Genomic DNA, 16,416 nt, shown 5'->3' with positions numbered 1-16,416 from the left:
GTTTTCCCCTGTGTGTCCCGTGACCGGCTGGCCGATTACTCCATCATCTTCTCAATCGGCAGCACCAGAATGGAGCTGGCGCCCAGCGCCTTCAGTTTTTCCATGGTCTCCCAGAACAGGGTTTCGCTGCTGACCATGTGCATCGCCACGCGCTGCTTGTCGCCCGCCAGCGGCAGAATGGTCGGCCGCTCGGCGCCCGGCAGCAGGGCAACCACTTCTTCCAGACGTTCGGTCGGGGCGTGCATCATGATGTATTTCGACTCGCGGGCCTGGATCACGCCCTGAATACGGGTCAGCAGGCGGTCAATCAGCTGCTGTTTGGCGTCGTCCATTTCGCCGTCGCGCTGGATCAGGCAGGCTTTGGAGCGGTAGATCACTTCCACTTCGCGCAGGCCGTTGGCTTCCAGGGTGGCGCCGGTGGAGACGAGGTCGCAGATGGCGTCGGCGAGGCCGGCGCGCGGCGCCACTTCCACGGAGCCGTTCAGCAGACAGGATTTAAAGGAGATACCTTTTTGATCGAGGTAGCGCTTCAGCAGGTGCGGGTAAGAGGTGGCGATACGTTTGCCATCCAGCGCCGCCGGGCCGTTCCAGGCTTCATCCACCGGGGTCGCCAGCGACAGGCGGCAGCCGCCGAAGTCCAGGCGACGCAGGGTGAAATAGCGCGGGTCTTCGCCCTGGGCGCGGCGGCTGAGCAGCTCTTCTTCCAGCACGTTTTCGCCGATAATGCCGAGGTCGACAACACCGTCCATCACCAGGCCCGGGATATCGTCATCACGCACGCGCAGAATGTCGATTGGCATATTTTCCGCCAGCGCAATCAGACGCTGGGTGTGCAAATTGACTTTAATGCCGCAGCGGCTGAGTAATTCGCGTGAATCTTCGCTTAAACGGCCTGATTTCTGAATAGCTATGCGTAAACGGGTGTTGTCTAACATTGTTCTTTTCCTCTGAATACCTGTCTGAATCTGTCCGAATTTGGTCCAAAAAAAAGCCCCCGGAAGTGAATCTTCCGGGGGCTCTCTGCGCGTTCATGCACCACTGGAAGATCCAAATGTCTTCCAGCACACATCGCCTGAAAGACTAGTCAGGATGATGGTGATGATGGTGGTGTTTAAATTGAACGCGGTTCATAAAAATTCTCTGTGAATGACTATGCATTTGATGTCCTTTAACCTAAACCACTTTCGCCGCAGAAAGCAAGGGCTTTTTTCTATCATTAATTCATTTCACATTGAGCGAAGAAATTGTCAGTTGCCGCTGGCTGGCGTAGCCTGTAATCAGCACAGCGAAAGAGTCAGGAGCCTGGGATGAAAAAGGTCGCGATAGTCGGTTTGGGATGGCTGGGGATGCCGCTGGCGCTGTCGTTGACGGCGCGAGGCTGGCAGGTCACCGGCAGTAAAACCACGCAGGATGGCGTGGAGGCGGCGCGGATGTGCGGGATCGACAGCTATCCGCTGCGCCTGGAGCCACAGCTGGTCTGTGATACCGAGGACCTCGACGCGCTGATGAACGTCGATGCGCTGGTGATCACGCTGCCGGCCCGGCGGACCGGGGCAGGGGAAGGGTTTTATCTGCAGGCGGTGCAGGAGATCGTCGATACCGCGCTGGCGTACCATATTCCGCGGATCGTCTTCACCAGCTCCACCTCGGTGTATGGCAACGTCAACGGTACGGTGAAAGAGAACTCCCCGCGCCTGCCGCAAACCGCCAGCGGGCAGGTGCTCAAGGAGCTGGAGGACTGGCTGCACAATCTGCCGGGGACCTCGGTGGATATACTGCGCCTGGCCGGGCTGGTGGGGCCGTCCCGCCATCCGGGGCGTTTTTTCGCCGGCAAGTCGGCGCCGGATGGCCAGCACGTGGTCAACCTGGTGCATTTGCAGGATGTGGTGGCCGCCATCGAACTGCTGCTGCAGGCTCCGAAGGGCGGGCACATCTATAATCTATGTGCGCCCCGCCATCCGGCGCGCGGCCTCTTTTATCCGCAGATGGCCCGCGAGCTGGGGCTGCCGCCGCCGGTGTTCAGCGACAGCCCGGACGGCGGCCAGGGCAAGATTGTGGATGGCAATCGTATCTGCAATGAGCTGGGGTTTGAGTACCAGTACCCCGATCCGCTGGTGATGCCGATGGAGTGATCCGCCAGCGGTGATTCGCATACCGTAAGGGGGTAGCGATGAAACCACTGCTGGATGTCCTCGTGATCCTCGACGCGCTGGAAAAAGAGGGGAGCTTTGCCGCGGCGTCGGCAAAGCTCTTTAAAACGCCCTCGGCGCTGAGCTACACCATTCACCGGCTGGAAAGCGATCTCAATATTCAGCTGCTCGACCGCAGCGGCCACCGCGCGCGCTTTACCCCCACCGGACAGATGCTGCTGGAGAAAGGGCGGGAAGTGTTGCACATCGCCCGCGAACTGGAGATCCGGGCGGTTAAGCTGCAGCAGGGGTGGGAACATACCCTCCGCCTGGCGGTGGACAGCACCTTTCCCGTGGCGCAACTCGCGCCGCTGATCGCCGCCTTTTATCAACAGCAGCCGCTCACCCGGCTGCGCTTCACGCTGACCCCCTCGCTGCTGGACTGGCGGCCCTTGACGGAAGGGCAGGCCGATCTCCTGCTGGGGGCGCTCGGCGAGCCGCCGCCGTTAAGTGGCTATGATTATCTTCCCCTTGGCGAGCTGGAGCTGCTGCTGGTGGTCTCCCCGCAGCATCCTCTGGCGGAGCGCCGCGCCCCGTTGAGCTGGCGAACCCTGCGGCGTTACCGCGCGGTGGCCACCGGCGAGGGCGGGGCGCTGCTCGCCGATCAGGAGACCCTGACGGTGTGTGACGCCGCGGGGCAGCTGGCGCTGCTGCGCATGGGGCTGGGGTGGAGCTGCCTGCCGCGTTATCATGTGCAGGGGCTGCTGGAGAGCGGCGAGCTGGTTAGCCTGGCCGTGCGCGGGCTGTCGCCTCGTCAGCGCGCGTGGATCGCCTGGAATGACGCCGCCTGCGGTTTGGCCGGGAAATGGTGGCGCGAAGCGCTATTAGCAAATAGTGCTATTTTTACAATTTATCATACGGAAATCGTATAGATATTAGCATCTTAAAAATTATGCTCACGCAATGAACTTCATAACATCTTGTCAACGCCGTTGATATTGATGCAAAATATGCGGCCTGAAAACCAGAGACTAGCCGACGCTTTTTTTAAAGTGTCGGTTATTTTTTTGGTCGAAAGACACATCATTCAATACCAAGAGGCCGGGCTTCGTACCGGATAGATACTTACTAAAAACCGACAGTCGTTGTCGCTGAGGAATAGAAAGAAATGGGGCAATTTTTTGCTTACGCGCTGGCGTTCACCGTAAAAGGGGATAACTATGTCGCATAACGCTACTCCAAATACCTCTCGCGTGGAATTACGTAAAACACTTACGCTAGTTCCGGTTGTAATGATGGGCCTGGCCTATATGCAGCCGATGACGCTGTTCGATACGTTTGGTATCGTCTCTGGTATGACCGACGGTCACGTGCCGACGGCCTACGCCTTTGCGTTAATCGCTATCCTGTTTACTGCCCTGAGCTATGGCAAGCTGGTACGTCGTTACCCGTCCGCCGGCTCGGCGTATACCTATGCGCAGAAATCCATCAGCCCGACCGTTGGCTTTATGGTGGGTTGGTCCTCGCTGCTCGACTACCTGTTCGCGCCGATGATCAACATTCTGCTGGCGAAAATCTATTTTGAAGCGCTGGTGCCTTCGATTCCGTCGTGGGTGTTTGTTATCGCGCTGGTCGCCTTTATGACCGCCTTTAACCTGCGCAGCATTAAATCCGTGGCCAACTTCAACACCGTGATCGTGGTGCTGCAGGTGGTGCTGATTGCCGTTATCCTCGGCATGGTGATTTATGGCGTGTTTGGCGGCGAAGGCGCCGGTACGCTGGCCAGCAGCCGTCCGTTCTGGTCCGGTGACGCGCACGTGATCCCGATGATTACCGGGGCGACGATCCTGTGCTTCTCGTTTACCGGCTTCGATGGCATCAGCAACCTGTCTGAAGAGACCAAAGATGCAGAGCGCGTCATTCCGCGCGCGATCTTCCTGACCGCGCTGATCGGCGGCCTGATCTTCATCTTTGCCACCTATTTCCTGCAGCTGTACTTCCCGGATATCTCGCGCTTTAAAGATCCGGATGCGTCACAGCCGGAAATTATGCTCTACGTGGCAGGTAAAGCCTTCCAGGTTGGCGCGCTGATCTTCTCCACCATTACCGTACTGGCGTCCGGTATGGCGGCGCACGCTGGCGTGGCGCGTCTGATGTACGTGATGGGCCGTGACGGCGTGTTCCCGAAAAGCTTCTTCGGCTATGTGCACCCGACCTGGCGCACCCCGGCGATGAACATCATCCTGGTCGGCGCTATCGCCCTGCTGGCGATTAACTTCGACCTGGTGATGGCGACGGCGCTGATTAACTTTGGTGCGCTGGTGGCGTTTACCTTCGTTAACCTGTCGGTGATTTCGCAGTTCTGGATCCGTGAGAAACGCAACAAGACGCTGAAAGACCACTTCCAGTATCTGTTCCTGCCGATGTGCGGCGCCCTGACCGTCGGCGCGCTGTGGGTCAACCTGGAAGAGAGCTCGATGATTCTGGGCCTGATCTGGGCCGGTATCGGTCTGGTCTATCTGGCCTGCGTGACCAAAAGCTTCCGCAACCCGGTGCCGCAGTACGAAGACGTGGCGTAAGGCGTAGCGTGATGTGAATGAGAAAAGCCGGAGGGAAACCTCCGGTTTTTTTTCGTCTGCTGTCTGCGTCTTGGGCTGCTTTTTTGCCCGGCGGCGCTGCGCTTGCGCGGGCCTACGGTGATGGTTAACCTTCTGAAATTAAATGGTTATGTAGGCCGGGTAAGCGAAGCGCCACCCGGCAACATATTGGGCATGGAGCCTGATGTATTGCCCGGCGGCGGTGGAGACTGTTATCGGTTTACCACGTTTTCAGACTCCGTAGGCCGGGTCAGGCGCAGCCGCCACCCGGCAATATGTTGGCCACGGAAACGATGGCCGGACAGTTCCGTCTCCCTTGGGGAGAGGGCCAGGGTGAGGGGAAGCAACGCCGTGTGGTCATTTATGTTATCTGTGGCTTCAGCGCACATTGCGCTTCCGGTTAATTTTTCTGCACTCTGTTTTTTGTGGCGCAGGGAGCGCACAGGGGGCGGCCAGTCGCCGCCGCCCCCTGTGCCCCCGGGCTCCGGCCAGCAAAATCGCCGCTACGCGGTACCTTCGACTTATCCCTGCAGGCTTCGGGTCGGGCCGAGACAGCGTCCGTGCAAAACACGGCCCTCAGCCCGCATCCATGCGGGCTGCCCCGGTCTTCCGGGAACGTCTCAGCGATTTTGAGGCCGCCAGCACCGGCAGTTTCAGCAAGGCTGGTGAATAAATTAACGACAGGTCGCACGAACTCCAGGCCGGGTAAGCGAAGCGCCACCCGGCACACAAGCGGCTCCGCGCCCGCTGTCCTTGCCCGGCGGCGCGGCGCTTGCCGGGTCTGGGGTGTTGAGCAGCCTTCTGATAGGTAAATGGCGTTGTAGGCCGGGTAAGCGAAGCGTCACCCGGCAGAAATCCGCGTAAAGCGGTTAAACAGGGGCATTTTGGGGGCAGCCGCAGGGGCACCTGCGGGGTGTTTAGTGCGGCGGCGGTTCGAAGCAGAGGCTACGCTCCAGGCATTCGTCGCAGCTCGGCGAGCGGCAGACGATCTCCCCCTGCGACTGCAGGCAGCGCTGGCGATAAAAGAACTTCTTCCAGCGCATATGGTGGACGTTCTGCGCCACCAACTGCGGAAAGCAGTCGCTCATCAGCCGGCCCAGTTCCGCGCGCGAATCCAGACCCAGATCCTCCCATAGATGATTAAACGCCAGCGCCGCCCCGGCGACGATCGGCGCCATCGGTTCGGCTCCCGGCGCGATCCACTCCGCCAGCCATCGCGCCAGCTGGCGGCGCTCTTCGTCGCGGGTGGCATTCAGCTCCGTCATCAGCCGGCGACGGCTCAGCGCCTCGCTGTCCAGCGGCGTCGCCACCTCGCCCAGCCGCTGCTGCAGGGCCAGCCACGCCTCGACGCTCAGCCCCATCCGCAGCGGAAAGCAGCCTTTTCCTGCGTGATACCGTCGCCACAGGCGGGTCAACCAGTCGACCGGCGCCATCAGGCGACCCCCTGACGCAGGCGCGATGCCGCCAGGCTCTGTCGCCGCCGCTGCCACCAGGCGGGCAGCACCTCGGTGACCGACCGCCACGCGCCGTCCACCTGCGGCTCAATGCCCTGTCGCTCGAGCTGTTGCCATGGCGTATGGCCGATACGCACGCAGAACACCGCTTTCACGTCGGCGAGCAGCGCGAGAAGCGCCGCCAGTCTGGCTTCGTTCTCCTGCGGCTCGCACTCCTCCGCGCCGCGGCAATATTTCGGCGTAAAGCGCTCGCCCACCAGCACCATGCCGGCGGCAGACAGGCTGTAGATCGAGAAGCGGTCGGCATGGCCAAAATGACAATCAATTACCTCGCCGCGGCTGGAGGCCACGGCCACCAGACAGGCATCATCGGCCTCCGACTCTCCCCGGGTGGCGAGGCTGGCATGAAGTTCGGCGCGCTGATGGAGGATGGGCAGCCAGTCGGGGAGGCTGTCCGGGTCCGGCAGCTGGGTAAACTGCTGGCTGCGGTCTTCGCCCAGCATGCCGATGGCGTCGGCGCGGCACTGATGGCAATGCGTCATCTGCGGCATCGCGGCCCCGCACTGGCTGCGGATCGCGGCGAGCATCCCGGCGTCCGGCTCTGGCTGGCCGTTGAGGCCAAAGACCGTGCCGTGCTCCGGTCTGGCAATCAGCGGCATAATATTGTGAATAAACGCGCCGCTTTCCCGCAAACAACGGCTGACCTCGGCCATGCCACTGTCGTTGATCCCCGGGATCAGCACCGAGTTTATCTTGACCAGCACCCCGGCGTTGGTCAGCCTGCGGACCCCCTCCAGCTGGCGGGCTATCAGGATCTCCCCGGCTTCCCGCCCGCGGTAGCGTTCGCCGTCGAGCCACAGCCAGGCGTAGATTTGTCCGGCGATGCCGGCATCCAGCGTATTGATGGTCACCGTAACGTGATCCACACCGACCTCCAGCAGGCGATCCACCGCGTCGGGCAGCATCAGCCCGTTGGTCGACAGGCATAATTTCAGGTCCGGAAGCCGATCGCGGACCAGCTCCAGGGTGCGGAAGGTGCGGGTCATATTGGCCAGCGGATCGCCGGGCCCGGCAATGCCGACCACCGACAGCTGCGGGATGGCCTGGGCCACCTGGCGCACTTTCAGCACCGCCTGCTCGGGGGTCAGCAGCGTCGAAGACACCCCGGGGCGGGATTCATTGCTGCAGTCGAATTTACGGTTGCAGTAGTTGCACTGCAGATTGCAGGCCGGAGCGACCGGGAGATGCATCCGGGCGAAACGGTGGTGCCCGCTGCGGGAATAGCAGGGGTGCGCGGCGACCTTATCGGCCACCCGCGGCGCTAACGCGCTGGCGTCCGCCGACTGACAGGCGTTGCCGCCGGAAAAAGAAGAGCAGGAAGTCATGGTCGTACCTTCTTGGTTGGGCGATACCTTCCTGCTGCAAAGGGCATACCAGAGAGGGATTTTTTATCATGCTGAAAAGAAAGGTGTTATTCCGCATCCCTGCGGCAAAATATTGTCGCGTTCCCGCCGCGCAGGCGACAATGTCCTGAACCTGACACCGTGGCTTACAGACGCGGCAGGGTGATATCCATGATCTGGATCCGGTAGGCGACCTGGCGCGGCGTCATTCCCAGCAGCCGCGCCGCCTTGGCCTGCACCCAGCCGGCTTTTTCCAGCGCGGCGATCAGCCGCTGGCGTTCGTCCAGGCTGTTGTCCAGCCAGCTGTCTTCCGCCGGCCCGCTGGCGGGCAGGGCTTTGGCCGGACGTTCCTGGTGGGTGAAGAGGATCACGTCGCGATCGATCAGGCCGCTCTCGGACATCACCGCCGATCGTTCGAGGCAGTTCTCCAGTTCGCGAACATTGCCCGGCCAGCTGTACTCCATCAACAGACGGATCGCCCCCTCGCTGATCCGCAGCGTGCGCCCCTGATGCTGGCCAATTTTGCGCACCAGAAAGTGCGCCAGCTCGGCGATGTCCTCCTGACGCTCGCGCAGCGGGGGCAGGGCGATGGGCATCACGTTCAGGCGATAGTACAGATCCTCGCGGAAGTGGCCCAACCGGACCTCCTCCTCCAGGTGGCGGTTGGTGGCGGCGATGATGCGGACATTCACCCGCAGGGTCTCATCGCCGCCGACCCGCTCCATCTCTCCCTCCTGCAGGATGCGCAGCAGCTTAGCCTGGAACGAGGCGCTGCTTTCGCCAATCTCGTCGAGGAACAGGGTGCCGCCATCCGCCAGCTCAAAACGCCCCTTACGCTGGCGCACCGCGCCGGTAAAGGCGCCTTTTTCATGGCCGAACAGTTCGCTTTCCAGCAGGTTGTCCGGCAGCGCCGCGCAGTTAAATTTGACGAAGGCGGCGCCAGCCCGCGGGGAATGGTGGTGGATGGCATTGGCGATCAGCTCTTTCCCGGTGCCGCTTTCGCCGCGTACCAGCACGGTGGTGTCCCAGCGCGAAACCTGGCGGATCACCTCCACGATCTGGCGCATCGCCGGGCTCTTGCCGACCATATTGTCAAGGCCCCCCCCGCGCGACGACGAGCAGGCCGGCGGCCGTTCCACCTTCGGCGGCTGGCGGCCCGGCAGGGTGGCGGAGGCCGGGAGGATCATCAGCCGGATGGTCTGGGCGATGAGGTTGGCGACGGTTTCGAGAAAGCGGGTGCAGGCCGGCAGCCGCTCTTCCTGGCGCGCCATCGGCTGGGCCGCCAGCACTCCCATGGGCCGGGCGTTGGGCCCCATTAGCGGCACGGCGATAAACGGCAGATCGTAATCGTAGAGGCTCAGGCGGTCGAGAAAACGCTGATCGTCGGCGACCCGGGGCAGCACCAGCGATTGCCCCTGGGCCAGCACCGTCCCCACCAGCCCCTCGCCGGGACGATAGCGGATCTGCGCGCTGCCGGGGAGAGTCTGCTGCTCGGTTTGCTGCAGCGCTTCGATACTGAGGATCTCCTGCTCGCTGTCGTACAGACAGATCATCCCGTGCTGCATAAAGGCATCGTTGTGCAATACGCTGAGCACCTCCTGCAGCGTTTTGCTGGCCTCGGTGGCGCGGCTCAGCACCACGCTTATCCGCTGCATGGCGGTGAACTGCTGAGAGAGGTCGAAGCGTCTGACGGTGGTGTCCGGGTCGGATTCGGGGATCATGCTTCACCTCCGGTCAGGGTGTTAAACAGCGGGAAACGCAGGGTCAGGCAGGTGCCGCCCTGCGGCCGGGAAGTCAGCTCGATGGCCCCGCGATGGTGCGCCACCAGGGTCTGGATCAGCCGCAGCTCCATGCCTTTGCCCGGCGAATTCAGCGCGTCGGGGGAGTGGGCGTAGCGCACCTGCAGCAGCGGCACGTTGTCGGTCAGGTACAGCGCCAGCCAGCCGTCGTTTTCCTCGGCATAGAGCTGCATCGCCAGCGGGACGGAAGGCAGCTCGGCGGCGAGGGCCAGGGTGCGGTCGAACCACAGGCTTAAGCACGCCAGCAGCTGAGTGCGCTGGCCAAAGCCGATCAGATGCGGCGAGGCCATGTCCAGCTGCAGCCCCTCGGCATCGAAGCGGGTGCGGTAGAGGGCGCACAGGTCGTCGAAAAAGGGCTGCAGCGGCCAGACGGCGGGGTTTTCGAGATCCAGCGACGGGCGACAGCGCTGGAGCCGGGCCATCGCCTCTTCCCCTTCGCGCCAGGCGGCCTCCAGCGCCACGTTGCCGCTGCTCTCGCCGTTCAGCCGACGGGCCGCCGCCAGCATGTTAATCGGGCAGTTCAGCTGGATCAGCGCGGCGTCCAGCGACTCGCGGATCGCCGCCAGCAGCTTGCCGGCGGTCATTTGCTGCTTCAGCCGGTCGAGGCGGCCCTGCTCCTGCTGCTGGCGCTGCTGGGTACAGTCGGCGATCACCACCAGGGTTCGCGCCAGGGCGCTGTCAATAAAGTAGCGGCTGGCCTCTTCGCTGACGCCGGGCAGCGGCCAGCAGGTCACCGACAGCCAGCGCGCGGCCCCGCGTATCGCCACCGGCAGGATCTGCTCCACGCCGGGCGTCATCCGGCCTGGGGAGACCTGCAGCTCGGTGAGCAGCTCCCGGCCGCCGCAGTCGGCGCAGAAGGTTTTATAGGCAAGGTTGTCCATCACCACCCGATCCTGCTCGTCCACTACCACCACGGCGGCGGGAATATTATTCAGCACCGCCTCCATCAGGGTCATATGGTTGCGCAGCCGCTGCTCCAGGGTATAGCTGACGCTGATATCCCGCTGCATTGCCAGATAATGCTCCAGTTCCCCTTGCGGACTGAGCACCGGAGTGATGTCAATCTCCACCAGGTACAGGCCGCCGTCCCGCCGCTGGTTAATCAGCTGGCCGCGCCACGGCTGACGCTGGAGCAGGGTATGCCACATCTCCTGATAGATCTCTCGCGGCGTCTGGCTGCTGGCCAGCAGGCGCGGGTTCTGATTTAACAATTGCGCCAGCGAATAGCCGGTCTGGCGGCAAAACGCCGGGTTGGCGTAGATGATCCTGGCACTGGCGTCGGTGAGGGAAATCGCCACTGAGGCCTGTTCCACCATGGTAAAAAACAGCCCCGGATGTTGTTGAGTCAGCGCGCCGGCGATGGCTTCCGGCGCGGCGTTATCGAGCATCATATTCAGGGTCATCGCAAACTCCTGTGTCGCAGTTATGACAAATTGTCCGACACCCTGCGCGGATCGCGGCGGGCTGAGCCGAACCCGGATAACCATGCAAACGGTGCGCCCTTATCGAAACGACCGAACGAAACATTGATCCGACAGGGGGAAAATCCGCTGATTTTTACCTTTCGGTCCGCCGGGGGCGCCTTGCGCGGGCGCTGCGGCGGCGGAAAGCGATCCTGATGGGGCAGGGATGAGCCGTCACGGTGCAGGGCAACCTGGCACAGCCTTCGCAATACCCCTGCGGTAATCCCTATTTTCGACACCATTCCGACAGGAGCGTACTATGGCGAACATTGGCATTTTCTTTGGCACCGATACCGGTAAAACCCGCAAGATCGCGAAACTGATCCACAAGCAGCTGGGGGAGGCCGCCGCTGCCCCGGTCAATATTAACCGCGCCACGCTGGCGGACCTGCTGGCCTACCCGGCCCTGCTGCTGGGCACGCCGACGCTGGGCGACGGCCAGCTGCCGGGCCTTGAGGCCGGGGGCGAGAGTGAGTCGTGGGCCGAGTTTATCCGCAACCTCGGCGACGTCAGCCTGCAGGGAAAAACGGTGGCGCTGTTTGGCCTCGGCGATCAGCGCGGCTATCCCGATAACTTCGCCAGCGGGCTGCGGCCGCTGTACGACGCCCTGCGCGCCCGCGGGGCGACGATGATCGGCAGCTGGCCGAACGAGGGGTATGAGTTCAGCGCCTCATCGGCGCTGGAGGGGGAGCGGTTTGTCGGGCTGGTGCTGGACCAGGATAACCAGTTCGACGAGACCGAAACGCGTCTGGCGACCTGGCTTGAGGAGATCAAACCGCACTTGCTGTAGGCGCTGGCGGGTGGCCTGCCGGCTACCCGCACAGCCCCGGCTGGCGCGCTAACATCTCAGCCAGCCACTGGCGCTGGTGGCGGCGCTGGCTCTGTTGAATAAGGTAATCGCGGGCGCTTTCCAGCGCCTGTTCAGGCGTCATCGGCGCGGCGGGGCGGATGGCTTCGCACCATACCAGGTGCCAGCCGAGCTCGCTGGCCACCGGCGCGCTCAGCGCATTTTCCGTCAGCGCAAACAGGGCCTCCTCCAGCTGCGGATAGAGCAACCCCCGCCCGATCCACCCCAGTCGCCCGCCGTCCAGCGCGCTCGGGCAGTGGGAGTGTCGCTGGGCCAGCGGCGCAAACGCCTCGCGGGAGGCCGCGATTTGCCCATGAAGCGCCTGGATGCGCGAGTAAACCGCCTGCTCATCGCCATCGACGGTGAGCAGCAGATGGCGGGTCAACCGCTGTTCCGGGCGCCTAAACTGCGCCTGATGCCGCAGATACCACGCCTGCACCGCGGTGGGATCCGGCAGCGGCGCCTGGCTGGCAATCCCGGCGAAGGCGGTTTCCAGCCGGGCATGGTGCAGGACGATGGCCGCCCGCTCCGGCGGCGTAAATCCGCCCTCATCCAGCCAGAGGCGCAGCGAAGCGGCGAGGCCTTCCCGTAGCGCGGCGGGGATCGCCTCTGCCGCGACCTCGGCGACCAGCGCCTGCTCCACGCTGGCCTGACGCTGCCAGGCCGCCTCGAAGGCCTCCCGGTCCGCCGCGGCGATGGCCGCCGGTTCGCAGTTCCAGCGGCTCTGCGCCAGCCGCCGCCGGCCAAATCGTTGCCATGGCTGCATTATTCTTCCTCCTCTGCCAGGGCCAGCGCGGTCACCGGAACCTGGAACCAGCGGCCGCCGAAGTCGACGATATAGCCGTCCCCGCGCTCGCCCCGATCGGTGGCCTCAATACGCCCCTGCTGACCGACATTGACCACCACTTCGCCCTGCAACGTCAGCGCCGTCTGGCAGGTGACGTTATCGCCATACTGCAGATTCCCCGCCAGCCAGGGACGATCGCCGGCAATCAGCTCCTGTTCGCGGCAGCCGACGATCCGGTCGCTCTCCGGGAAGTGGACCTGGTAGATGACCTGGTCCTGCAAGAATACCCCCCAGTCGCGGACATAGCCGATGCTGCCCCGGCGCACCAGCAGGGCGCCGGACGGCAGGCCCGCATAGGTGCCATCGTTACGGATGGCGCGCACGACGCGGACCGCTTCGCTAAAGGTAAATGTGGGTCTCATGGCGTGTTCTCCTCGAACTGCTGCTGATAACTCTCCGCCAGCAGCCGGCGCGCCAGCAGCCAGTGCGCGCGCGGGTTCTCCTCCAGCTGGTTGAGCAGGGGCACTTCCGCCCGCAGCTTGCGGTGAAAGGCGGCCAGCACCGGCAGGCTGCAATGGGCCAGACGCTCGGGCTGGTAAGGAACGGCGAAAAACTGAAAGAAGGCGTCGGCGGAGCGCAGGTCGTCTACGCCGGGGATCTGATAAAACCACTCCATGCTTACCCCCTGGCCTGCAGCGTTTCGGCGCCGCAGAGCGCGTGATAGATTGCCGCCAGCTCATCATCCCGCGGGCTGCGTTTGCCGGTTTCCGCAAAGTGGCGGAGCGCCGGCAGCAGCTGGTCAATTTGCGCTGACGTCAGGTGATAGCCCATCCGGTCGAAGACGCCGTTAACCGCCTGGCGACCGGAGTGTTTGCCCAGCACCAGCCGATAGCCGCGGCCCAGCAGGGCGGGGTCGATCGCCTGATAGCTCTCGCTGTCGCGCAGCAGCGCCGCGACGTGCACGCCGGACTCATGGGTAAAAACCAGCTCGCCCACCAGCGGCTGCTGGGGATCGACAGGGCGGCGGGTGGCGAGGGCCACCTGTTCGCACAGCGCCGGCAGGGCGGTGAAACGCACCCCGGTCTCGACGCCCAGGCAGCGTTCCAGCCCGAGCGCCACCGTTTCCAGCGCCGCGTTGCCCGCCCGTTCGCCCAGGCCCAGCACGGTGGTGTTCACGCTGGTGGCCCCGGCGCGTACCGCCGCGAGGGTGTTGGCGGTGGCCAGCCCGAGATCGTTATGGGCGTGCATCTCGAGTTCGCCGGGCCAGACGTTACGCAGGGCGGCGATCTGCGCCGCGGTGGTAAATGGGTCGAGGATACCGACGGTGTCGGCATAGCGCAGACGGGCAGCCCCCGCCTCGCCGGCCTGCCGGGCAATATCCCGTAGCGTAGCGTCGCTGGCCCGCGAGGCGTCCTCACAGCCAATGCAGACCTTCAGGCCAAGGGTATGGGCGAGTTGGATCAGACCCGTCAGCCGCTCCAGCAGCAGCGGTAAGCTCTCGCGCAGTTTGTACTGCCGCAGCTTGTCGGAGGCGGGGATGGAGATATCCACCCAGTCCATGCCCAGCTCGGCGCTCAGGCGAATTTCGCCGGCCTGCATCCGGCACCAGGTCATCAGCGTGGCGCCCGGGAGCTGACGGCGCACCAGCCGGATACGGGCGCACTCCTCCTCGCCCATCGCCGGGGTGCCGACCTCCAGCGCCTCGATCCCCGCCGCGTACAGCGCCTCGGCGATGGCGATTTTTTCACTGGCCTGGAAGGCCACGCCGGGACTCTGTTCGCCATCGCGCAGGGTGGTGTCATTGATCAGTACGCGTCCCATTTTCGTCTCTCCGTCTTAACCGAAGACCGGCGCGAAGGCGCCATCCTGCAGGAGCGGCTGGCCGTTTCTCCAGTAGGGCGACAGGGCGCGCAGCCGGTCGATAACAGGAGGCAGGGCGGCGATGACGTAGTCGATCTCTTTTTCCCGGGTGTAGCGCGAGAGGGAGAAGCGAACGGTGCCGTGGGCCGCGGTGTAAGGAATATTCATCGCCCGCATGACGTGCGACGGCTCCAGCGAGCCGGAGGTGCAGGCGCTGCCGCTGGAGGCGGCGATCCCGGCCTGATTCATCAGCAGCAGGATCGCCTCGCCTTCAATGCACTCAAAGGCCAGATTAAGCGTGCCGGGCACCCGCGGCTGGCTGCCGCCCATCACCGTTACCGCCGGAATGGCGCTCAGGAGATGATGTTCAAGGCGATCGCGCAGTTGGCTAATCTGCGCCATGCCCGGGAGGTGGACCTGCGCCAGCTCGCTGGCGGCGCCCATGCCGACAATGCCGCTGATATTTTCCGTACCGGCCCGCCGGCCATGCGCCTGGTGGCCGCCGCGCAGCAGCGGGCGAAAACGCGTTCCCCGCCGCAGCCAGAGGCAGCCCACCCCTTTGGGACCGTGGAATTTATGTGCCGAGCAGGAGAGCATATCGATCCGCGTCTGGCTGAGCGCCATCGGGATTTTGCCCACCACCTGCACGGCGTCGCAGTGAAACAGCGCGCCCTGCTCATGGGCCAGCTCCGCCAGCTCGGGCACCGGGAACATGACGCCGGTTTCGTTATTGGCCCACATGATGCTGACCAGCGCCACGCGTGGGCTAAGCGCCGCCCGAAACTGCGCCATATCCAGAGCACCCTGCCGATCCACGGCGATACGGTGGATCAGGTACCCCTGGCGCTCCAGCTGTTCGCACACCGCCAGGGTGGCGGGATGTTCGACCGCGCTGGTGATGATCTCGCGCCGCTCCGGCATCAGGGCCACCGCTGAGGCGATGGCGGTGGTCGTGGCCTCGGTGGCGCAGGAGGTAAAAATGATCTCGCTGGGGTAGTCGGCCCCGAGCAGAGCGGCCACCTGCTGGTGCGCCCGTTCAAGGGCGGCCTGCGCCGGCATACCAAAATCGTGAATCGACGAGGGATTGCCGTAAAAGTCGGTCAAAAAGGGCATCATCGCGTCGAGAACCATCGGGTCGAGACGGGTGGTGGCGTTGTTATCGAGATAAACAGGTTTCATTGTGTCCCCCTGGGGTTAGTTAACCGCGGCCGGGGCCGCCACCACGTCCATGTAACTTCCGGTGCGCTCCATCAGCTTTTGCTGCAGCCAGGCGAGGGTCATGTCGGTCATCATGCAGCCGCTGCAGCTGCCGGAGAGGCTGACGGTGATCTGGCGCGGGGTGACGCTCACCAGCGTCATGTCGCCGCCGTCGGCCTGAATGTGCGGGCGCAGCTCGTTGATGGTATCGACCACGCTTTGCCACTGCGCATCGTGGGCTGTCTCCGCCGGCAGGGGGGCGGGCGGCTGTTGGGCGAGGATCGCCGCCAGCGCCAGCTCTATTTTTTCATGGCAGGCGGTACAGCCCCCGCCGGCCTTGGTGTAGTTGATCACCTCCTCGAGGGTGGTCAGGCCGTTGTTCACCACGGCCCGGCGAATATGTCCTTCGTCGACGCCGAAGCATTTACAGATCAGCTTGCCCTCCTCATGCTCCTCCTCAAGGCTTTCGCCGCGAAAATGGGCGATAGCCGCACGCAGCGCCTCCTGGCCCATCACCGAGCAGTGCATTTTCTCCGGCGGCAGGCCGTCGAGGTAGTCGGCGATCTGCTGGTTGGTGATCTGCCCGGCTTCGGTCAGGGTGTGGCCGATAATCAGCTCCGTCAGCGCGGAAGAGGAGGCGATGGCGCTGCCGCAGCCGAAGGTCTGGAAGCCGGCCTCCTCGATGATCTCGGTGTGCGGATCAACCCGCAGCATCAGGCGCAGCGCATCGCCGCAGCTTAATGAACCCACATCGCCCACCGCGTTGGCGTTGTCGACCACGCGCGCGTTGCGGGGATGAAAAAAATGGTCTTTCACTTTCTCGGAGTAGTTCCACATGCTGTCAGCTCCAGGGATGATGACGAAAACGCCGGGGCGCGGT

General features: G+C 63.6%; 17 protein-coding genes and 1 other annotated feature. Of the genes, 5 read left to right on the top strand and 12 right to left on the bottom strand.

Translation table 11 applies throughout. The features are described from left to right. Positions 1 to 35 precede the first annotated feature (35 nt). Positions 36 to 935 carry an ATP phosphoribosyltransferase gene (gene hisG, locus AC6CWS_RS24135; protein ID WP_023290356.1) on the bottom strand — a complete coding sequence of 300 codons (900 nt, stop codon included), beginning with the start codon at positions 933 to 935 and terminating at the stop codon, positions 36 to 38. A gap of 47 nt (positions 936 to 982) precedes the next feature. Further along, positions 983 to 1,105, bottom strand: a sequence feature (His leader region). Further along, entirely contained in the window at positions 1,081 to 1,131 is a 51-nt protein-coding gene (gene hisL, locus AC6CWS_RS24130; RefSeq protein WP_004899375.1) for a his operon leader peptide, read from the bottom strand. It overlaps the preceding feature by 25 nt. A 176-nt stretch (positions 1,132 to 1,307) precedes the next feature. Between hisL and AC6CWS_RS24125 the strand changes: the two genes are divergently transcribed. The 4 genes from AC6CWS_RS24125 to plaP all read left to right on the top strand — a co-directional run bounded on the left by AC6CWS_RS24125 (position 1,308) and on the right by plaP (position 4,708). Next, the gene (locus AC6CWS_RS24125; protein ID WP_004152513.1) at positions 1,308 to 2,132 is read left to right on the top strand and encodes an SDR family oxidoreductase; all 825 of its coding nucleotides are present in this window, start codon (positions 1,308 to 1,310) and stop codon (positions 2,130 to 2,132) included. Between the two features lie 38 nt (positions 2,133 to 2,170). Further along, positions 2,171 to 3,061, top strand: coding sequence for a LysR family transcriptional regulator (locus tag AC6CWS_RS24120; protein ID WP_130941716.1), 891 nt, complete (start codon positions 2,171 to 2,173; stop codon positions 3,059 to 3,061). 236 nt (positions 3,062 to 3,297) lie between these two features. Continuing rightward, positions 3,298 to 3,360, top strand: coding sequence for a membrane protein YoeI (gene yoeI / locus AC6CWS_RS24115; protein ID WP_096335043.1), 63 nt, complete (start codon positions 3,298 to 3,300; stop codon positions 3,358 to 3,360). Next, positions 3,350 to 4,708 carry a putrescine/proton symporter PlaP gene (plaP, locus tag AC6CWS_RS24110; protein ID WP_004203583.1) on the top strand — a complete coding sequence of 453 codons (1,359 nt, stop codon included), beginning with the start codon at positions 3,350 to 3,352 and terminating at the stop codon, positions 4,706 to 4,708. Before yoeI ends, plaP begins: the two co-directional genes overlap by 11 nt. Positions 4,709 to 5,643: 935 nt before the next feature. Here plaP and AC6CWS_RS24105 read toward each other — a convergent pair. The 4 genes from AC6CWS_RS24105 to nifL form a co-directional block, all read right to left on the bottom strand. Then, entirely contained in the window at positions 5,644 to 6,159 is a 516-nt protein-coding gene (locus AC6CWS_RS24105) for a nitrogen fixation protein NifQ (protein ID WP_065880989.1), read from the bottom strand. Beyond that, positions 6,159 to 7,565, bottom strand: a complete 1,407-nt coding sequence (gene nifB / locus AC6CWS_RS24100; protein ID WP_130941715.1) for a nitrogenase cofactor biosynthesis protein NifB — start codon at positions 7,563 to 7,565, stop codon at positions 6,159 to 6,161. The genes AC6CWS_RS24105 and nifB overlap by 1 nt, the downstream gene beginning before the upstream one ends. A 164-nt stretch (positions 7,566 to 7,729) precedes the next feature. Continuing rightward, complete coding sequence (gene nifA / locus AC6CWS_RS24095) at positions 7,730 to 9,304, bottom strand: nif-specific transcriptional activator NifA (RefSeq protein WP_498256449.1); 1,575 nt, start codon at positions 9,302 to 9,304, stop codon at positions 7,730 to 7,732. Then, entirely contained in the window at positions 9,301 to 10,785 is a 1,485-nt protein-coding gene (gene nifL, locus AC6CWS_RS24090) for a nitrogen fixation negative regulator NifL (protein WP_023290350.1), read from the bottom strand. Before nifL ends, nifA begins: the two co-directional genes overlap by 4 nt. Positions 10,786 to 11,104: 319 nt before the next feature. Here nifL and AC6CWS_RS24085 point away from each other — a divergent pair, with 319 nt between their 5' ends. Continuing rightward, positions 11,105 to 11,635: a flavodoxin gene (locus tag AC6CWS_RS24085; protein WP_023290349.1), complete on the top strand. Its 531-nt coding sequence runs from the start codon at positions 11,105 to 11,107 to the stop codon at positions 11,633 to 11,635. 22 nt (positions 11,636 to 11,657) lie between these two features. On the opposite strand, the gene nifM is transcribed toward AC6CWS_RS24085, so the two are convergent. Genes nifM through nifU form a run of 6 tightly spaced genes read right to left on the bottom strand, consistent with a single transcriptional unit; the run spans position 11,658 to position 16,373 of the window. After that, on the bottom strand, positions 11,658 to 12,458 hold the full coding sequence (gene nifM / locus AC6CWS_RS24080; RefSeq protein WP_130941714.1) for a nitrogen fixation protein NifM: 801 nt from the start codon (positions 12,456 to 12,458) through the stop codon (positions 11,658 to 11,660). Beyond that, positions 12,458 to 12,901, bottom strand: coding sequence for a nitrogen fixation protein NifZ (locus AC6CWS_RS24075; RefSeq protein ID WP_023290347.1), 444 nt, complete (start codon positions 12,899 to 12,901; stop codon positions 12,458 to 12,460). Before AC6CWS_RS24075 ends, nifM begins: the two co-directional genes overlap by 1 nt. Beyond that, positions 12,898 to 13,155, bottom strand: a complete 258-nt coding sequence (locus AC6CWS_RS24070; protein WP_023290346.1) for a nitrogenase-stabilizing/protective protein NifW — start codon at positions 13,153 to 13,155, stop codon at positions 12,898 to 12,900. Before AC6CWS_RS24070 ends, AC6CWS_RS24075 begins: the two co-directional genes overlap by 4 nt. Positions 13,156 to 13,157: 2 nt before the next feature. Further along, the gene (nifV, locus tag AC6CWS_RS24065) at positions 13,158 to 14,300 is read right to left on the bottom strand and encodes a homocitrate synthase (RefSeq protein WP_065880996.1); all 1,143 of its coding nucleotides are present in this window, start codon (positions 14,298 to 14,300) and stop codon (positions 13,158 to 13,160) included. Positions 14,301 to 14,315: 15 nt separating this feature from the next. After that, on the bottom strand, positions 14,316 to 15,518 hold the full coding sequence (gene nifS, locus AC6CWS_RS24060; RefSeq protein WP_130941713.1) for a cysteine desulfurase NifS: 1,203 nt from the start codon (positions 15,516 to 15,518) through the stop codon (positions 14,316 to 14,318). 15 nt (positions 15,519 to 15,533) lie between these two features. Beyond that, positions 15,534 to 16,373 carry a Fe-S cluster assembly protein NifU gene (gene nifU / locus AC6CWS_RS24055; protein ID WP_130941712.1) on the bottom strand — a complete coding sequence of 280 codons (840 nt, stop codon included), beginning with the start codon at positions 16,371 to 16,373 and terminating at the stop codon, positions 15,534 to 15,536. Positions 16,374 to 16,416: the final 43 nt, after the last annotated feature.

This window comes from Klebsiella sp. M041, assembly GCF_059759695.1.
Note: the sequence above shows the minus strand (reverse complement) of the source record. Positions and strands in the feature narration are given on the sequence as shown.